16 protein-coding genes are annotated in these 17,695 nt (G+C 40.9%); 7 read left to right on the top strand and 9 right to left on the bottom strand.

What is annotated here, in order from left to right; genetic code table 11:
- Positions 1–51 precede the first annotated feature (51 nt).
- Positions 52–1,410: a cysteine desulfurase-like protein gene (locus PN471_RS15905; RefSeq protein ID WP_271777684.1), complete on the top strand. Its 1,359-nt coding sequence runs from the start codon at positions 52–54 to the stop codon at positions 1,408–1,410.
- 89 nt (positions 1,411–1,499) lie between these two features.
- Here PN471_RS15905 and PN471_RS15900 read toward each other — a convergent pair whose 3' ends face one another.
- Positions 1,500–3,773: a RelA/SpoT family protein gene (locus PN471_RS15900; protein ID WP_271777683.1), complete on the bottom strand. Its 2,274-nt coding sequence runs from the start codon at positions 3,771–3,773 to the stop codon at positions 1,500–1,502.
- A gap of 291 nt (positions 3,774–4,064) precedes the next feature.
- On the opposite strand from PN471_RS15900, the gene patD reads away from it, so the two are divergent.
- Both patD and aspS read left to right on the top strand, forming a co-directional pair.
- Entirely contained in the window at positions 4,065–4,421 is a 357-nt protein-coding gene (gene patD, locus PN471_RS15895; protein ID WP_271777682.1) for a heterocyst frequency control protein PatD, read from the top strand.
- Between the two features lie 160 nt (positions 4,422–4,581).
- Positions 4,582–6,369, top strand: coding sequence for an aspartate--tRNA ligase (gene aspS, locus PN471_RS15890; RefSeq protein WP_271777681.1), 1,788 nt, complete (start codon positions 4,582–4,584; stop codon positions 6,367–6,369).
- 305 nt (positions 6,370–6,674) lie between these two features.
- Here the strand turns inward: aspS and cobW are convergent, their stop codons facing one another.
- From cobW to PN471_RS15860, 6 genes are all read right to left on the bottom strand, one after another.
- Positions 6,675–7,736 carry a cobalamin biosynthesis protein CobW gene (cobW, locus tag PN471_RS15885; RefSeq protein WP_271777680.1) on the bottom strand — a complete coding sequence of 354 codons (1,062 nt, stop codon included), beginning with the start codon at positions 7,734–7,736 and terminating at the stop codon, positions 6,675–6,677.
- Between the two features lie 50 nt (positions 7,737–7,786).
- Complete coding sequence (locus tag PN471_RS15880; RefSeq protein ID WP_271777679.1) at positions 7,787–8,167, bottom strand: hypothetical protein; 381 nt, start codon at positions 8,165–8,167, stop codon at positions 7,787–7,789.
- Between the two features lie 80 nt (positions 8,168–8,247).
- Positions 8,248–8,640: a hypothetical protein gene (locus PN471_RS15875; RefSeq protein ID WP_271777789.1), complete on the bottom strand. Its 393-nt coding sequence runs from the start codon at positions 8,638–8,640 to the stop codon at positions 8,248–8,250.
- Positions 8,633–8,980 (bottom strand): hypothetical protein, encoded by a 348-nt coding sequence (locus PN471_RS15870; RefSeq protein WP_271777678.1) that lies wholly within the window; start codon positions 8,978–8,980, stop codon positions 8,633–8,635. Before PN471_RS15870 ends, PN471_RS15875 begins: the two co-directional genes overlap by 8 nt.
- Before the next feature lie 302 nt (positions 8,981–9,282).
- Positions 9,283–9,864, bottom strand: a complete 582-nt coding sequence (gene dcd, locus PN471_RS15865) for a dCTP deaminase (protein ID WP_442867161.1) — start codon at positions 9,862–9,864, stop codon at positions 9,283–9,285.
- Positions 9,865–9,908: 44 nt separating this feature from the next.
- Complete coding sequence (locus tag PN471_RS15860; RefSeq protein WP_271777677.1) at positions 9,909–10,445, bottom strand: P-loop NTPase family protein; 537 nt, start codon at positions 10,443–10,445, stop codon at positions 9,909–9,911.
- Between the two features lie 130 nt (positions 10,446–10,575).
- On the opposite strand from PN471_RS15860, the gene rph reads away from it, so the two are divergent.
- The 3 genes from rph to PN471_RS15845 all read left to right on the top strand — a co-directional run bounded on the left by rph (position 10,576) and on the right by PN471_RS15845 (position 13,107).
- On the top strand, positions 10,576–11,319 hold the full coding sequence (gene rph, locus PN471_RS15855) for a ribonuclease PH (RefSeq protein WP_271777676.1): 744 nt from the start codon (positions 10,576–10,578) through the stop codon (positions 11,317–11,319).
- Positions 11,320–11,365: 46 nt separating this feature from the next.
- Positions 11,366–12,139, top strand: a complete 774-nt coding sequence (locus PN471_RS15850; protein ID WP_271777675.1) for an MlaE family lipid ABC transporter permease subunit — start codon at positions 11,366–11,368, stop codon at positions 12,137–12,139.
- 116 nt (positions 12,140–12,255) lie between these two features.
- A complete protein-coding gene (locus PN471_RS15845; RefSeq protein WP_271777674.1) occupies positions 12,256–13,107 on the top strand; it encodes an alpha/beta fold hydrolase in 852 nt (283 codons plus the stop codon).
- Between the two features lie 420 nt (positions 13,108–13,527).
- On the opposite strand, the gene groL is transcribed toward PN471_RS15845, so the two are convergent.
- The gene (gene groL / locus PN471_RS15840; RefSeq protein WP_271777673.1) at positions 13,528–15,165 is read right to left on the bottom strand and encodes a chaperonin GroEL; all 1,638 of its coding nucleotides are present in this window, start codon (positions 15,163–15,165) and stop codon (positions 13,528–13,530) included.
- 102 nt (positions 15,166–15,267) lie between these two features.
- Complete coding sequence (gene groES, locus PN471_RS15835; protein WP_271777672.1) at positions 15,268–15,579, bottom strand: co-chaperone GroES; 312 nt, start codon at positions 15,577–15,579, stop codon at positions 15,268–15,270.
- A gap of 1,017 nt (positions 15,580–16,596) precedes the next feature.
- Here groES and PN471_RS15830 point away from each other — a divergent pair.
- Positions 16,597–17,274 carry a response regulator transcription factor gene (locus PN471_RS15830; RefSeq protein ID WP_193892857.1) on the top strand — a complete coding sequence of 226 codons (678 nt, stop codon included), beginning with the start codon at positions 16,597–16,599 and terminating at the stop codon, positions 17,272–17,274.
- Positions 17,275–17,695 lie beyond the last annotated feature (421 nt).

Here is a 17,695-nt window from a genome sequence, read left to right as displayed (position 1 = left end):
GATCTAATCCGTCCTAGCGCGAAACAAAAATCATCAAAAAGAGGAAAAATCATGGAATCTTTAGACATAAAATGGATTCGTTCCCAGTTTCCCGCACTCACACAAACAATCAACGGAAAACCAGCGATTTTCTTTGATGGACCTGGGGGAACACAAGTACCCGGTGGAGTATTAGACGCAATTAGTGATTATTTAGTCAGGTCAAATGCTAACGCCCACGGTGCTTTTGCTACCAGTATGCGAACCGATGCCTTGATTATTTCTGCCAGGGCGGCGATCGCTGACTTCCTGGGATGTGATCATGATGAAGTAGTATTTGGCGCAAATATGACCACCCTCACCTTCTCCGTGAGTCGCGCTATCGGTAGAGAACTCCAACCCGGTGATGAAATCATTGTTACAGACCTAGACCATGCAGCCAACATTTCTCCTTGGTATGCTTTAGAAGAAAAGGGTGTAATTATTCGGACAGTTGATATTAATATTGCCGACTGTACATTAGATATAACCGATTTAGAAAAAAAGATAAATTCCCGCACCAAACTAGTAGCAGTAACTTACGCTTCCAACGCCGTTGGCACAATTAATGATATTGCCAAAATAGTCAAACTCGCCCATAAATTTGGGGCTTTAGTATATGTTGATGCCGTCCATTATGCCCCCCATGCACCGATAAACGTTCATCATTTAGACTGTGATTTTCTCGCCTGTTCCGCCTACAAATTCTTCGCGCCTCATGTAGGAATCCTCTACGGAAAAAGAGAACATTTAACCAAATTTTCCCCTTATAAAGTTAAACCCGCATCAGAAGAAGTCCCTTCCAGATGGGAAACAGGAACATTAAATCATGAAGGTTTAGCCGGATTAGTAGCAGCAATTAATTATTTAGCAAAATTAGGTTGTCATGTATCCCCAACCTTAGATAACGAATTACTTTCCTCCTTAATAGAAGCCGATAGAGAAGGCTTAACCACCTTCCATTGTCCTCGATTCTTAACTGAAACAGAACAACCAAACCACGAATTAGCATCAGCTTATCATAGTCGTCGAGCCGCATTATTAGCAGCCATGTCAGCCATTCAACAATACGAAAGAGAATTAAGTAAAAAATTGATTTCAGGATTATTAAAAATCCCCGGTTTAAGCCTCTATGGAATTACCGAACCCAGCCAATTTACATGGCGCACACCCACAGTTTCTATCCGCATAACAGGAAAAACACCAGCAACCATAGCCAAAATATTAGGAGAACAGGGAATATTCGCTTGGTACGGAAACTTCTATGCAACCAACCTCACCGAAAAATTGGGCGTAGAAACATCAGGCGGCCTATTAAGAATAGGACTAGCCCATTACAACACAGCCGCAGAAATAGATCAACTTCTACAAACCCTCAATGAAATCGCGTAACAACCTTAAATCACAGCCATTTTCATATATTTTCTTCTTTGCGCCTTTGCGCCTTTGCGTGAGCTAATGAAAATAGCTGTAATCCCCCACTAACCGCAATCCTCCGCCTCACAAACACGACGAATATTGAGAATATCACTCATTTTCTTGAGTTGCACAAATAAATGTTCCAACTGAGAACAATCGCGGACATCAATTCCCAAATCCATTAACGCAGGTTGTCCCAGAGAAGTTTTCACTTGAGCATGACGAACATTGATACCCTGATCACTCAAGCGTGATAGTACATCTTTCAATACTCCCACCCTGTCCATAGCTTCAATTTGCACATTAACCGGATAAGTATGAGGACGGCCACGGTTTTCCATAGCCGAATTCCAGCGCACCGGTACTAAACGCTCATATTCAACAGGATCTACATTATGACAGCTTTGGCGATGGATAGAAATTCCCCTTCCTCTTGTCACCACACCCACAATTGCTTCACCGGGAATGGGCGTACAACAGCCAGCGATATGATGAACCAAACCCTCCATACCAATAATCGGGGAATCACTAGCACGGGAAGTAATTAGTGATGTATCCCGCGAGGATTTTGGCGCTGGTTCTTTGGGGATAAATGGGACAACATCACTCACCGGTTGTCTAGCTTTGACAACTTCTCGCCAACGGTTCAGCACTAAATTCGAGGTAATTTCCCCATAACCCAAACCAGCGAGTAAATCTTCCACACTATGATAATTACATCTTTCCGCGACAGTGTGCATAGCATCTGATTTAAGCAAACTCTCAAAACCAGTTTTCCCCAATTCCTTCTCTAATAAATCCCGTCCTCTGGCGATATTTTCTTCCCGGCGCGATCGCTTGTACCACTGTTTAATTCGATACTTCGCCGCTGAAGTGCTAACAAAATTTAACCAATCCAAACTAGGATGACAATTCTTTTGAGTAATAATATCCACAATATCGCCATTATGCAATCGCGTTGACAAAGGCACAATCCGCCCATTAACTCGCGCCCCCGCACAGTGGTTTCCCACTTCCGTATGAATCCGATAAGCAAAATCAATACTTGTAGAACCAGGACTTAAAGGAACAACATCCCCCTTTGGGGTGAAGACATAAACATCATCTTCAAATAGATTATCCTTAACACTATCTAAGTATTCCTGAGCATCTTTTAAATCACTTTGCCAATCTAGCAACTGCCTTAACCAAGTAAACTTTTCATCAGTGCTTGTCACAGGAGTATTTTCAGAACCCCCAGTTTCTTTATACTTCCAATGGGCAGCAATTCCGTACTCGGCGATATGGTGCATTTCCAAAGTCCGAATTTGCACCTCCAACGGGCGGCCAGTCAAGCCAATTACCCCCGTATGCAAAGACTGATAATGGTTTGGTTTCGGCAAGCCAATGTAATCCTTAAATCTACCAGGAATAGGACGAAAAGAATCATGAACAACAGCTAAAGCCCGATAGCATTCTTCATTAGTTTGGACAATAATTCGCAGCGCCGCCAAATCGTAAATTTCATGAAATTCCTTCTGCTGCCGCTGCATTTTTTGATAAATGCTATAAAGGTGTTTAGGACGACCGCTAATTTCTAAACAATTAATTCCCGCTTTGAGTAACCGACGGCGCAAAGTATCCGTAGCTTTGAGTAACTTTTCTTCCCGTGCCGTGCGTTTTTCCGCCACACATTTCTGAGTTTCTCGATAAGCATCTGGTTCTAAATATTTAAATGCTAAATCCTCTAATTCCCACTTAATTTGCCAAATCCCTAAGCGATTCGCCAAAGGGGCAAAAATATCTCGCGTTTCCTGGGCGCTGCGTTGACGACTAGCATCTGACATATATTGGAGAGTCCGCATATTATGCAAACGGTCCGCCAGTTTCACCACAATCACCCGAATATCTTGTGCCATAGCCAAAAACATTCGCCGGAAATTTTCCGCCTGACTTTCGGTTTTGCTAGTAAAATTAATTTTCGACAGCTTGGTAACACCTTCTACCAAGAGTCTGACTTCTGGACCAAACCGTGCTTCTATATCTTCAACTGTAACTTCTGTATCTTCCACTACATCATGAAGTAACCCGGCTGCTATCATGGCAGGACTACCACCTAATTCACGGAGTATTTCCGCTACAGCAACAGGATGGGCAATATAAGGTTCTCCCGATTTGCGAATTTGACCACCATGTAGTTGATATGCAAACTGAAAAGCCCGACAAATTAAGGCATTACCGTTATACGTTCGGTCTTCTTCCTCTGTAAGGATAGGCGCTGGCGGTGCGATTAAACATTTGTTAAGCCAATCGGGGAGAACAACATCAACAGGGGGTTTGACGGCTACACTACTCATAAAATAAAAAAGGTAATTTGTGGATAGGTTAAGAGATAAGCAAAAATGACAGCATTTCTATAAATAGATGCTGTTGACTGAAGGTTTAAAGACAAGGTTGGAGAGATGATGTCCTAATTGCCTGTGGTCATCATCCATTGTAGGTTTGTTTCAAACATAATCAAAAACCTATTGACGGTAAACCAAGCCTCAAAATAAGATTTGAGACCTGTGATTTTGAACAGGAACAATGGAAAGCTTGGGGATATAAGAAAATTTTCTTGACATTAATACTATCTTAACTAGCAACAGATGTCTTTTAATTGTGATAAATATCAGGAATTGGCAACATTTCTAGATGAGTTTCGGACTAATGTAACAGCAGGTAAACTCAGTGCGGGGGAGTTACGTCCACATTTAGCCAAGTTACAGGCGTTTTTTAGCCAGCAAATTGTTCCTTTGGTTGATACTAATTCACGAGAACAATCCTATAAAACTGAAATAAGTAAGCAGTTGCGACTATTGGAAGTAGATATGATATTTCTCCAAGGAGCAAAGCAATCAACAACATTACAAGCTAGGTTAAAAACTATTGAAGAACGCATTAATACTTTAATTGGGTATTCTCAAGCTATTACCCAGCCTAGGAAATCGCAGGAATCAAAGTAGGAATTTGTTTCACGCACAGACGCGGAGGCGCTTTCTAACCGCCAAGGCGAAAATAACTGATTTTTCTTCAACTAAAACTACTACAATGACTGTTGATACTAGATAATGGGAAAGCCTTGACATTTACCCAACCTAGCCCGGAACCAAAGAACTAATAACTATGCGAACTCACTATTGCGGCGAACTCCGAAAAGAACATATTGGTGAAACTGTTACCTTTTACGGATGGGTAGACCGTCGCCGCGATCACGGTGGTGTGATATTCTTAGACTTGCGCGATCGCTCTGGTATTGTCCAAATCGTCAGCGACCCCCAGCGCACCCCAGACTCCTACGAACAGGCTAACTCACTGCGAAATGAATACGTTGTAGCAATCACCGGTAGAGTTACCCAACGTCCCCCAGAATCCCTAAATCCTCGACTTCCTACAGGCGAAGTGGAAATCTACGCGGATAAAATAGAACTACTCAACGCCGTCCGCAAACAGTTACCTTTCCAAGTTTCCACCGCAGACACGGAAACAGTCAGAGAAGATTTGCGGTTAAAATATCGTTATTTGGATTTACGACGGGAACGCATGGCGCAAAATATGCAATTGCGTCATCAAGTCATCAGAGCCATGCGGCGCTACCTGGAAGACTTAGAAGGTTTTATCGAAATCGAAACCCCAGTTCTCACCCGTTCGACTCCTGAAGGTGCGAGAGATTATATTCTTCCCAGTCGAGTGAATGAAGGTGAATGGTTTGCTTTACCGCAATCTCCCCAACTTTTCAAACAATTATTGATGGTATCGGGAATGGATAGATACTATCAAGTAGCGCGATGTTTTCGGGATGAAGATCTACGCGCCGATAGACAACCGGAGTTTACCCAATTAGACATGGAAATGAGTTTCATGTCTGAAGATGAAATTATTGAACTCAACGAAAAGTTAGTTTGTCATATTTTCAAAACTGTGAAAGGAATTGATTTACATCGTCCTTTTCCTCGTCTTCCCTACGCGGAAGCTATGAACCGTTATGGAAGTGATAAGCCTGATACCCGCTACGGTTTAGAATTAGTTGATGTTTCTGACGTTTTAAAAGATTCCGGTTTTAAAGTTTTTCGAGAGGCAATTTCTAACGGTGGTATCGTCAAAATTCTGCCCATTCCTAACGGTAACGATGCAATTTCTAATGTTCGCATTAAACCAGGTGGTGATATTTTCCGAGAAGCCGCAGAAGCAGGTGCGAAAGGATTAGCTTATATTCGTGTCCGGGAAAATGGCGAAATTGACACCATTGGCGCAATTAAAGATAATTTGACACCGGAACAAAAGCAAGAAATATTAACAAGAACAGGCGCAAAAGCTGGACATCTGTTATTATTTGGGGCGGCTGATAGGTCGACTGTGAATAAAACTTTAGACAGAATTCGTCAATTTGTGGCTAAGGAATTTAAGTTAATTGCAAAAGACAAAATTAACTTCCTCTGGGTGACAGAATTCCCCATGTTTGAATGGAATGCAGATGAAAAACGTCTGGAAGCATTACACCACCCATTTACAGCCCCCCATCCTGAGGATATCAGCGATTTGAAAACCGCCCGCGCTCAAGCTTATGATTTAGTTTTAAATGGGTTTGAAGTTGGTGGGGGAAGTCTGCGAATTTATCAGCGAGAAGTTCAAGAACAGGTGTTTTCAGCTATTGGTTTATCAACGGAAGAAGCACAAAGCAAATTTGGCTTTTTGTTGGAGGCTTTTGAATATGGTACTCCTCCCCATGGTGGTATTGCTTACGGTGTAGATCGTTTTGTAATGTTGTTGTCTGGAGAGGAATCAATTCGTGATGTAATCGCTTTTCCTAAGACTCAACAAGCTCGTTGTTTGTTAACAGATGCTCCCGCAAATGTGGACGTAAAACAATTGAAGGAGTTGCACGTTGCTTCCACTTTTAAACCGAAGGTTTAAGTAATTCAATGTTATATTATTCCCTCTGCTAAGTTTTAGTAGGGGGTTTAATTTTGGTTGATAAATTTCCCATACACAATTTTTTGACCCACATTCAGCAGTACCTTCTGTCCTTTTATGGCTCATGTAAATTAACAACTTTGCTTTAACTTTGATGATGCGATCGCTCTACCAATATTCCCCCCCAGAAAAATTATCAATTACCACCCCAAACAGATATAATGTTTATGAATGTAGAAACATTCAAGCACTACCATTAAACGTCCGGTTTCTAGCTATTAAGTCAGTTGCTTCTCTGGTCGCAATTACAAAGCTACTAATTGAGATTCTATTGCTGAAGATTGTAAATTACGACCGATAAAAACTAAACTGGTTTGTTTTGCTTCTTCTGGTTTCCAAGGACGATCATAAAATTTATCAAATCTATTACCCACACCTTGCATAACTAACCGCATGGGTTTATCAGCAACAGCCACAAAACCTTTAATTCTGTAAATTTCCTGTTCTTGTGCCAGTTTTTCTAATGTTGCTTGTAGCTTTTCGGGGTCAAATGTCCGGTCTAAAATCACGTGAGTTGAATTTATTTCATCATCATGATCATGTTCTTCTTCTGTATCATGGTGACTAGGACGATCATCTAAATTATCTTCTACTGCGGCTGCAAATCCTAAGAATATAGATGGGTCTAATTTACCATAATCACTAGAGACAATTTTCACAACTCTAGGTAGTTCTTTCTTGACTAATTCTAGAACTTGTGCTTGTGTTTGGGCATCAACTAAATCAGTTTTATTCAAAATTACTAAATCAGCGCAAGCAAGTTGATCTTCAAACAATTCTTGTAATGGTGTTTCATGTTCTAGACTATCATCTTCTTGACGTTGGGCTGCGATCGCATCTAAATCACTGGCAAATGTTCCCGCAGCAACAGCGGCACAATCTACTACTGTAATTACTGCATCTACTGTAGCTGCATTGCGGATTTCTTGCCAACGAAAGGCTTTAACTAAGGGTTTTGGTAATGCTAAACCAGAGGTTTCAATGATAATATAATCAATACTATCTCGGCGTTTAATTAACTCCCGCATTGTCGGGTAAAATTCCTCTTGAACGGTGCAGCATAAACAGCCGTTTGTCAGTTCAAATATATTGTTATTACTTGGGGTTTCTGGATTTGCTTCTATTTCATCTTCGGGGCAAATTTGACAGGATTTCAATAATTCACCGTCTATCCCCAGTTCGCCAAATTCGTTGACTAATACTGCTATGCGTCGTCCTTGGTTGTTTTGGAGGAGGTGACGGATAATGCTGGTTTTACCGCTTCCTAAGAAGCCTGTGATGACAGTAACGGGGATTTTTGTAGCCATGTTTTGTGTGTAGTTTTGAATTCAATTTTACCATATATTACCGTAACCGTTCACAGGGGTAATTGGTGACTCAAATACCGTGAAATAGAGTAATAGTCTAAACTACCTTTTAATTGGTCACTGACACTAATAGGATATTCAATATTCAATTGAGTTTCTGTAATTTCACAAACTTCTAAAAGAATCGGCGCTATAATTGCTTGTTTACGAGCATCTTCACTTAATAATTTAACTCGTTGGAGGTTACGTTCAATTACTCGGTGTAATTCTTTAATATAGCGAGGTGTTGATTCTGTCGTTGGTAATTTTAGCCTTTCACGTTGATAACCACAACCAAGTTCGGCCAAAATATCTTCTGGAGAAAATGGTAACTCAAAGTATTTACTAAAAGTATAACTTTGACCAGGCTGAATAATTCGGGAGCGACTCATAATATCATCTCCGTTCAAAGAACGTGACAGTGTGGGTGCGGAATTTGGGTTAAAAAAGAATATAACTTGATTTTCAAATTTTAAAGAGATTGCAGATATTCTAACAATAGTAACCGCAAGTAATCCAACATCCTAATATAATTTTTTATTTGTTCATAATTGCCATTATTGCTAAAGTAGAATTGACCAATTGGGGAAACACTAAAAACTCGCATTGCTTGTAATTGAGAAATCACCTGCTCTTTATTAATTATTTGACCTGTAGCTGCGATTTGACTAGCATAACCTCTTAAATTTACTGTTAAAAGTTCAATTTCTTCTAATAGTGAAAACTCTTCATTATCTGGAGGAAACTGAATAACAATTTCCTTTCTTTCACTGCGTGTATTTTGATAGGTATTAGTCAATTGTGACAATAATTGACTAATGTTTCTCTTTGTCACTTCTTGCTGATCTAAAACGGCTTCAGTCATCATTAACTCCATAAGTAACTATCTTTTCGCCACCATATTTGTCTGGTCTGACAATCAGATATTCATTACCTTTACGATATACTGCTGAACTATCTCCACGATATCCAGTTTTTGGAACTCTGACTGCTCCTCTTTTATTAAAATTATAAGCTTTACGTAAATACTTTAAAGGGTCAGTTTGTTTTCTCTCAGCATGATCTAATATACTCTGAGCAACACTGCTATATGTAGCAGCATCCCACTCAATCATATATTTTTCAATCTCAGCCACCTCTGTTAAAGTATACCCTTCCAATAGCTGTATTAGAAATGGGTCTAGACTTGGTTCTTTTTCTGACATACTTCTTTAAGTATATAATGTAAGATTCAAGTAATGATGAGGTTGAAACAGATAATTTATTGTATAATTAGTTCGCAGTATTTCAGACATTGTAAAACTTATGAGTGTTATTCCATTTATATTGGACGGTAGTAATAAAACAGTGGTGGATGATAGAGAAGAGTATGAGAAAGCAGGTGGTTTGGCAGGAAATCTATAGTTTTAACTGTAGTCCAAATTGTACAGCCTCTACAGCAACAGGGAGTACAAAACCTTCCCAAAGAAAATGTAGAGAAAGCAAAATGATAGTTTATGTTTTACATTTAAACTCTAGCCAGTGTGACAACACCTAATTGGTCTTGATATTTACCCTGACGTGATTCATAACTAACACCACATGGCGCTCCTTCTAAAAACATTAACTGCACTATTCCTTCATTGGCATAAATACGACAGTCAGCACTTGAGGCATTAGATAATTCTAAAGTCAAATAACCGCGCCAAGCAGCTTCAGCAGGAGTTACATTTGCAATTATACCACAACGCGCATAAGTGCTTTTTCCTATGCAAATCACTGTAATATTATCGGGTATTTCTAGCTTTTCAAGTGCAACCCCTAGTCCATAGGAGTGTGCTGGCAGGATGAAGTAGCTGCCATTAGCATCTTGATGGAGTTTTGTTGCTTCCAAGTTTTCAGGATTAAAATGCTTAGGATCTACCACAGTTCCGGGAATATGTTTGAAAATACGGAAATCTTCTGCTGATAGTCGGATATCATAGCCAAAGCTACTAAGTCCAAATGAAATTACGGGTAGTTCTTCAGAATGACGAATTAAACTCGACTCAAAAGGCGAAATCATGCCTTTTCGAGCCATTTCGGTGATCCAGATGTCGTTTTTAATCACAGGTTCTCAGATAATTCAACCAACTTACTAAGATATCTTAATACTTAAGGTTGATGACTGCGACGAATTTCTGTAATTTGGTCTGCTACATCTAAAAGAGACTGGGGCATCTGAGAACCTGTGAGGATAATATCAACATGAGGGGGACGGTGAGACAGAAACTCTAAAACCTCAGTCTCTGGAATTAAACCGAAACTAATCGCTAAACTCAACTCATCTAATAGCAATAAAGAATACTTACCTTCATTAACTACCTTTTGGGTATGTTGCCAAAGTTGTTGCAAAGCTTGACTTTCTGCTGCGTCCAATTCGGAATTATCAATATAACGGAGTAAATCACAGCGAATCCAATCTAAATGTTGTCCCATTTGGGTAGGTCGTTCATGTCCTTGACGAATCCCACCTTTGAGGAATTGGACTATTAATACTGGTGTACCTTGTCCGGCAATTCTCAGCGCTTGTGCCATGACACTGGTAAAAAAGCTTCGCTGGGAACTAGTAAAAACTTGTACCAGTCCTTCTACGGAATATGGTAAGCTGAGGGTTGAATTTAGACCTGGGGTTTCTAGTTGGGCAACCATAATGCAAATTTTTGCTAATAGCAAAACATATAGTTATTATACAGCAGTATTTATTAGTAAAGCAGCCTTATTCCTTTGTCATCATGGGGTAATCTAAAGGCTGTAGGCAAAAATTCAAAAGGCAATTTCCATGACTTGGCAACGTCCTGACGGGAGAACCCCTGGTGAACTCCGTCCCCATAGTTTTTATCCTAATTTCACTCGGTTTGCCCCTGGTTCTGTTTTAGCGAAGTCTGGTGATACTCAGGTTCTGTGTACGGTTAGTGTGGCGGAAGGAGTGCCTAAATTTTTGACTGGTGGTGGGAAGGGTTGGTTGACTGCTGAATATAGAATGTTGCCTTCTGCTACCCAGAAACGCCAGGAACGGGAATTGATAAAATTGTCGGGGAGAACTCAGGAAATTCAACGTTTAATTGGGCGGAGTTTAAGGGCTGCCTTGGATTTTGAGGCACTGGGAGAACTAACATTGACTGTGGATACAGATGTGCTGCAAGCTGACGCAGGAACGAGGACAATGGCAATTACTGGGGGTTTTGTGGCTTTGGCTCATGCTATTTCTCAATTATTGCACCAGGGGGTTATTGAGCGATCGCCTTTATGTGGACAAATAGCAGCAGTTTCTGTAGGTTTGTTGCAGGGTGAACCATTTTTGGATCTTAACTATGTTGAAGATGTAGCCGCAGATGTGGATTTCAACGTAGTCATGAACCATAAAATGGACATTGTTGAAGTTCAGGGAACAGCGGAAGCGGGAAGTTTTAGTCGTCAGCAATTGAATCAAATGTTAGATTTTTCGGAACAAGGTATCCAGGAATTATTAACTGCTCAAAGAAATGCTATTAGTGATTGGAATACTCTATTTGTAGCAACTTAAATTTTCATAATTTCCTGGTAAAAAAATTTAATTAGTGGCCGTAAACTTGCAACCAAAAAGAAATTTAGAACAATCTTGGATAATTCGCTGTTTGTCAGTATTTCTGTTGTTCGGTCAAATTTTACTGCATTTCCTGCGCGGAAAAACTTACTATCGCAAGATATTAGAACATACAGTGACAACAGGACCTGCTTCCCTCCCTCCAGTATTATTAGTCAACGGTTTTGCGGGGATGATTTTCACGATTCAAACCGCTAGGGAATTAGTCAGATTCGGGGCTGTAGATACCGTTGGCGGTGCATTTGCTTTAGCATTTTGTCGAGAACTAGCACCAATTTTAACTGCTAGTATTATCGCCGGACAAGTAGGTTCAGCTTTTGCAGCGGAATTAGGAGCAATGCGGGTAACAGAGCAAATTGACGCTTTATATATGCTCAGAACAGACCCTGTTGATTATCTTGTCCTACCCAGAGTCATTGCTTGCTGTTTAATGATGCCTGTAATGATGATTTTTGCTGTAGTTACAGGTGTTATGGGTGGTGCTTTTGCGGCTATGCAGTTTTATCAGGTTAGTCCTGAAACATTTTTAGAATCAGTGAGAAATTTTTTATTACCATCAGATATTTTAATTATTTTACTCAAGGGGTGGATTTTTGGGGCTATAGTATCGGTTAATGGCTGTAGTTGGGGGCTAACAACTCAAGGAGGCGCAAAGGAAGTGGGAGAATCAGCGACAACTGCTGTGGTAACTACTTGGGTGGCAATTTTCATTATGGATTTTATCTTAGCCTTGGTACTGTTTGAGAAACCTTTGCTTTGACACTCCCCGGTCTAAAGACATATGTAGTTATGGGATTTGTTCACCTATCACCTATTTATAGGATGATGATATTAGCATTTGTCTGGTATTGTTGCCGTCGTCAATAGGAAAATAGCGTGTCAATTCAAGAACATAAAATTACAGTAGATTCTCTAGAATGGTTTTATCGAGAAGCTGAACCAATTGGGAGAACTGATTTAATTCCTGTGTTATTTTTACACGGGATAGTTGCTCAAAGTTATAGTTGGAGAAATATTATACCTAGTTTAGCAGCACAGGGAAATAGAGCGATCGCACCTGACTGGATTGGTTGTGGATTTTCCGGTACACCAGAAAAACAGGATTTTGCTTATACTCCCGACGCATTTATCACAGCTTTAGCAGGATTTGTTCAAGCTTTAGAATTAGAAAAGTTTTCCCTAGTTGTCCAAGGTTTTTTAGGTTCGGTTGGCTTACAATATGCCTTACGTTATCCTGACAAAGTTGCTAATATTGCTATTTTAAATACACCCATTTCTCCAGCAGCAAAATTACCTTGGAAGATCAAACAAATGGGTTTACCTTTTGCGGGAGATATGATTACCCAAGATCCTTTATTAGTTGATAGAACCCTAGAAGGTGGAAGTCGTTACCGCATTGAAGATGAAGATTTAGACATTTATAGAAAACCCTTTTTGAAAAGTTCTGCCCCTGGAAGAAGTCTCCTAGCAACAATTCGCAATTTCCAACTAGAAAAAGCCATGCTAGAAATAGAAAATGGGTTTAAAGAATGGCAACAACCTATTTTAGTCCAATGGGGTATGATTGATCCTTGGTTATCTGTAGATATGGCGGAAACTTTTGTAAAATCTGTACCCAATGGGGAAATAATCAAACTTAATAATGTCGGACATTATCCCCAAGAACATTATCATCAAGTGATTTTACAAGATTTACTCCCATTTGTCCGGCGTTCCCAATCGAATTAAATATCAACCAGTATTTCTTGTTCTCTGCTATCCTTCTTTTGTTTAAGTATTTTTAAGAAGAAGGATAGTAAAGTCAATACATTAGAGGATGTTTTAAAAGTGGTATCCCGTAATTTTGATCACATTTTACCCCCCCTTAATCCCCCCAATGCTTTGGGGGGAAACAAGAAAATCCAGTTCCCTCCCCTTTACAGGGGGAGGGTTAGGGAGGGGTAAAACATTTGATACAGCAATCATGAGTTTTCAAACATCCTCTAAGGGCTTTTTTGATCTGTGACAGTTTGGGGTGCGGAATGTGGGATATAAGTTGAATTGAAACTCAATATTCTCTCCGCGCCTCTGCGCCTCTGCGTGCAAAAAAAACAGCCGCCCCCTTGCGGAAGCAGCCATTATTTAAACTAGGAAAACTACGAAAAGATTTTAGTAGTCGTAATCCCCGCCACCCATACCAGCGCCAGCAGCAGGAGCGCCATCTTTAGGTTCTGGCTTGTCAACAACGATACATTCTGTTGTTAACACCATACCAGCGATAGAAGCAGCATTTTGTAGTGCAGAACGAGTTACCTTAGCGGGGTCAACAATACCAGCTTCTAACATATCAACGAATTCGTTGGTAGAAGCATTGAAACCAATGTTGAAATCCTTCTCTTTCACTCTTTCAGCAATTACCGCGCCGTTTTGACCGGCGTTTTCGGCAATTCTCTTCAGAGGAGCAGGTAAAGCCCGAGCGACGATTAAAGCACCTGTCAACTCTTCATCTTTGAGGTGGCTGTGCGCCCAAACTTCCAATTGAGGAGCGAGGTGAGCCAAGGTTGTACCACCACCGGGAACAATACCTTCTTCTACAGCAGCCTTGGTAGCGTTGATAGCATCTTCCAAGCGTAGTTTCTTGTCCTTCATTTCGGTTTCGGTAGCTGCACCAACTTTAACTACAGCTACACCACCGGACAATTTAGCCAAACGCTCTTGGAGTTTTTCTTTGTCGTAGGAAGATTCGGTTTCTTCCATTTGACGACGGATTTGTTCGCAACGAGCCTTCACACTAGCTTCATTACCTTCAGCCACAATGGTGGTGCTGTCTTTGGTGATCGTGATGCGACGAGCTTTACCTAAGCTTTCTAGCTTGGTGGTATCTAGTTTCAAACCAGCGTCTTCGGTGATGAGTTGACCACCAGTTAAGACAGCGATATCTTCTAGCATAGCTTTACGGCGATCGCCAAAACCAGGAGCTTTCACAGCAGCCACGTTCAGAACACCGCGTAAACGGTTAACTACCAAGGTTGCTAGAGCTTCTTTTTCGATGTCTTCAGCGATAATTACCAAAGGACGACCGGAACGAGCTACTTGTTCGAGGACAGGAACTAAATCTTGGACTAAAGCAATCTTCTTGTCAGTTAACAAGATGAAAGGCTCATCGAAAACGGTTTCCATCCGTTCTGCGTCAGTAGCGAAGTAAGGGGAAATATAACCCTTATCAAAGCGCATCCCTTCGGTGATTTCCAATTCGGTGGTCATAGACTTCCCTTCTTCTAGGGAAATTACGCCTTCTTTACCCACCTTGTCCATAGCTTGAGCAATCATGCTACCGACTTCTTCGTCGTTACCAGCGGAAATTGCCGCAACTTGAGCGATCGCCTTAGAATCTTCTACAGGGCGAGCGTGTTCAGCAATTTTTTCGACTAAAAACGCCGATGCTTTATCAATACCGCGCTTTAATAAGATCGCATTAGCACCAGCAGCAACGTTCCGCAAGCCTTCCTTAACGATCGCGTGAGCCAAAACGGTAGCTGTGGTTGTACCATCACCAGCAGCGTCGTTAGTTTTAGAAGCAGCTTGACGAATTAGAGCTACACCGGTATTTTCGATGTGGTCTTCTAATTCAATTTCTTTAGCGATGGTGACACCATCATTGACGATTTGTGGTGCGCCGAATTTCTTCTCTAGAACCACGTTACGACCCTTTGGACCAAGGGTAACAGCTACAGCTTCAGCGAGAATATCAATACCACGCTCTAGAGCGCGACGGGCGTTTTCGTTGTAAATAATGCGCTTTGCCATAATAAGTCTAAATCCCGGTAGTAAATTAATTAAATTTGGCGAAGAGTTGGTGAGTGGTGAACAGGTAATTAGGAAAGGTCTTTACCCATTACCTATCACCAATTAGCTAACGATCGCCAAAATGTCTTTTTCCGAAAGGAGTACATACTCATCTGTACCCAACTTGATATCAGTGCCAGCGTACTTGGAGTACAACACTTTATCGCCAACATTAATATCCATTGTTTGACGAGTTCCGTCGTCATTGCGCTTGCCAGGACCAACAGCGGCGATTTCGCCTACTTGGGGTTTTTCCTGGGCATTATCGGGCAAATACAAACCGCCTGCGGTTTTTTCTTGGGGGGCGCTCACTTTGATGAAAACGCGATCGCCCAGGGGTTTAACGGTGGAAACGCTCAGAGATACAGCTGCCATACAAAATTTTTTGCTAAATTAGCACTCTCGACTCATGAGTGCTAATTTAGCTTTATCTAGGACACAATAGCAATCATGGCTTGTGTACGGGTTTCCGAACTAAGATGAGGGTGGCGACACTTAAGTGCAAATATCCAATTATTTTAGTTGTCAGGGTTTGTTGCGTAAGTAATGAATATTTTGATATGGACAACTTTATTTGCAAACCTGGGAAATTGTTATAGAACTGTAATCAGGGATCTACTCAATGAGTAACATCACAATGATCCACAAACAGTCGTCTCATCCCTAAAACTACTAGGGATAAGGGAACAGGTAATAGGTAACATTACCAATTACCCATTCAAAAAACAGATAAATGCTCAATTCTGTTACAAATCGGCTAGTCTAGAACTTGGTAATGCTGTTAACAAGGACTGGGAGAGCGATCAAACCCATCAGTTAACACATAGTTATTCCATAGGCATCTTCACAGCCCAAGTCAAAAACTTGCGTGTTTGTTGTTCTAGAACGATAATAGTAGTTTACCTAGATGGGGTCTGGTATCGCCAATTAAATCCAGAAGTCATTAGAGTAGGTCATCCAAAGACCAGTAGATTGGTAACGAGTATGGTGAAGAAATTTATATTTTTAACCGTGCTTGGCCAAAACATTCCCCGGTTGATTTTCTACCTCCAAATGGAGGCTGAACATCCGAAGGATAAGTAAAGCAGCGGTGTACCAATGAAAGCGCGGGCGAGTTTCGAGCTAGGGTCATCTTGAAAAAATACTGACTTGTGATTCACAAGGACAATAATTTTATCAGGGTTTTTAGCCTGCAACTTTCAAATGGATCTATAATAGCGCATTATAAAGACTACTGCTATACGTATCCTTACTAGACTTTTTCCATTCACTCGCAAGTCCGTTGAAAGTAACTAACACTTTTAAGACTTCGGGGAGTTAAAGTAAGTTAAGTGGGAAAAAAGACAACATCTGAAGTCATCCACCATACAGGATAACTATATCAATACCTTAATGGATCGAAGTGCGAGAAGTGCCACTGTTATGAAAGAACCCAGCATGAAAGACCACAAACGACTTCTACTTATTGATGATGACCCTAACCTCATCTTGCTGGTGAAGGATTACTTAGAGTTCCGGGGCTACGAAGTCATCACGGCTGCAAATGGTAGAGAAGCTCTGGATCTTCTCGAAACTGAAGTTCCAGATATGATCATCTGTGACGTGATGATGCCGGAAATGGACGGATACACTTTTGTCGAAGAAGTCCGCAAGACTGAACGAACTAGTTGGATTCCCGTTCTTTTCCTCTCCGCTAAAGGTCAAAGTGCAGACCGAGTTAAGGGGTTAAATAAAGGCGCTGACGTATATATGATCAAGCCCTTTGAACCTGAAGAACTCGTCGCCCAAGTGGAATCCTCACTCAAGCAAACTGTGCGTTGGAAAGAACATCAAACCAAGGGCGGGGACAGCGGCGGTCGTATCCAAGTTCCTTTCGATGTCCAGTTAACCCCAACGGAACTGAAAGTAGTCCAGTTCGTCGCTAGGGGTTTAGCGAACCGCGAAATCGCTGAAGAATTAAATGTCAGTCAGCGAACTGTTGAAAGCCATGTGTCCAATATGTTGGGCAAAACCAATCTCCACAACCGTACTGAATTAGCACGTTGGGCGATTGAAAATCAAATGGCTTAAACAATTTTAGATTTTGGATTTTGGATTTTGGATGATTTATCTAAAGTCTAAAGTCCAAAATTTCTGATTGTGGATTGGGGAAAATTACGCTGGCTGCGGAAAATCTACATCTTCATAAAGTTGTCTCATTGTTCCCGCAAAGCTAATGCTGTGTAATTGAAATGAAGTTTCTTCTCCTACATAAGACTGTAATACCCAAAATCCATCTTGATTGCGGCGGAAACATTCAACTCTCGGTTTTTTTGTATTAATTAAGATATATTCTTATAAACATTCCGCACCCCCCAGTGTCACAATCGGTAATTTCGGATTTTTGAATACCTTTGATGATAATTTTGATACAAAATCGTCGAAATCTTAGGTGGCGATAGCGAAGCGCTGCTGCAAGCAGTTCGCCGATCTCAAATCCCCAAACGACCAT

The sequence above is a fragment of the Aphanizomenon sp. CS-733/32 genome (assembly GCF_028330045.1).
Lineage (GTDB): Bacteria > Cyanobacteriota > Cyanobacteriia > Cyanobacteriales > Nostocaceae > Dolichospermum > Dolichospermum gracile.
The sequence above is the reverse complement of the archived record's forward strand: the minus strand, read 5'-3'. Positions and strand labels throughout refer to the sequence as shown.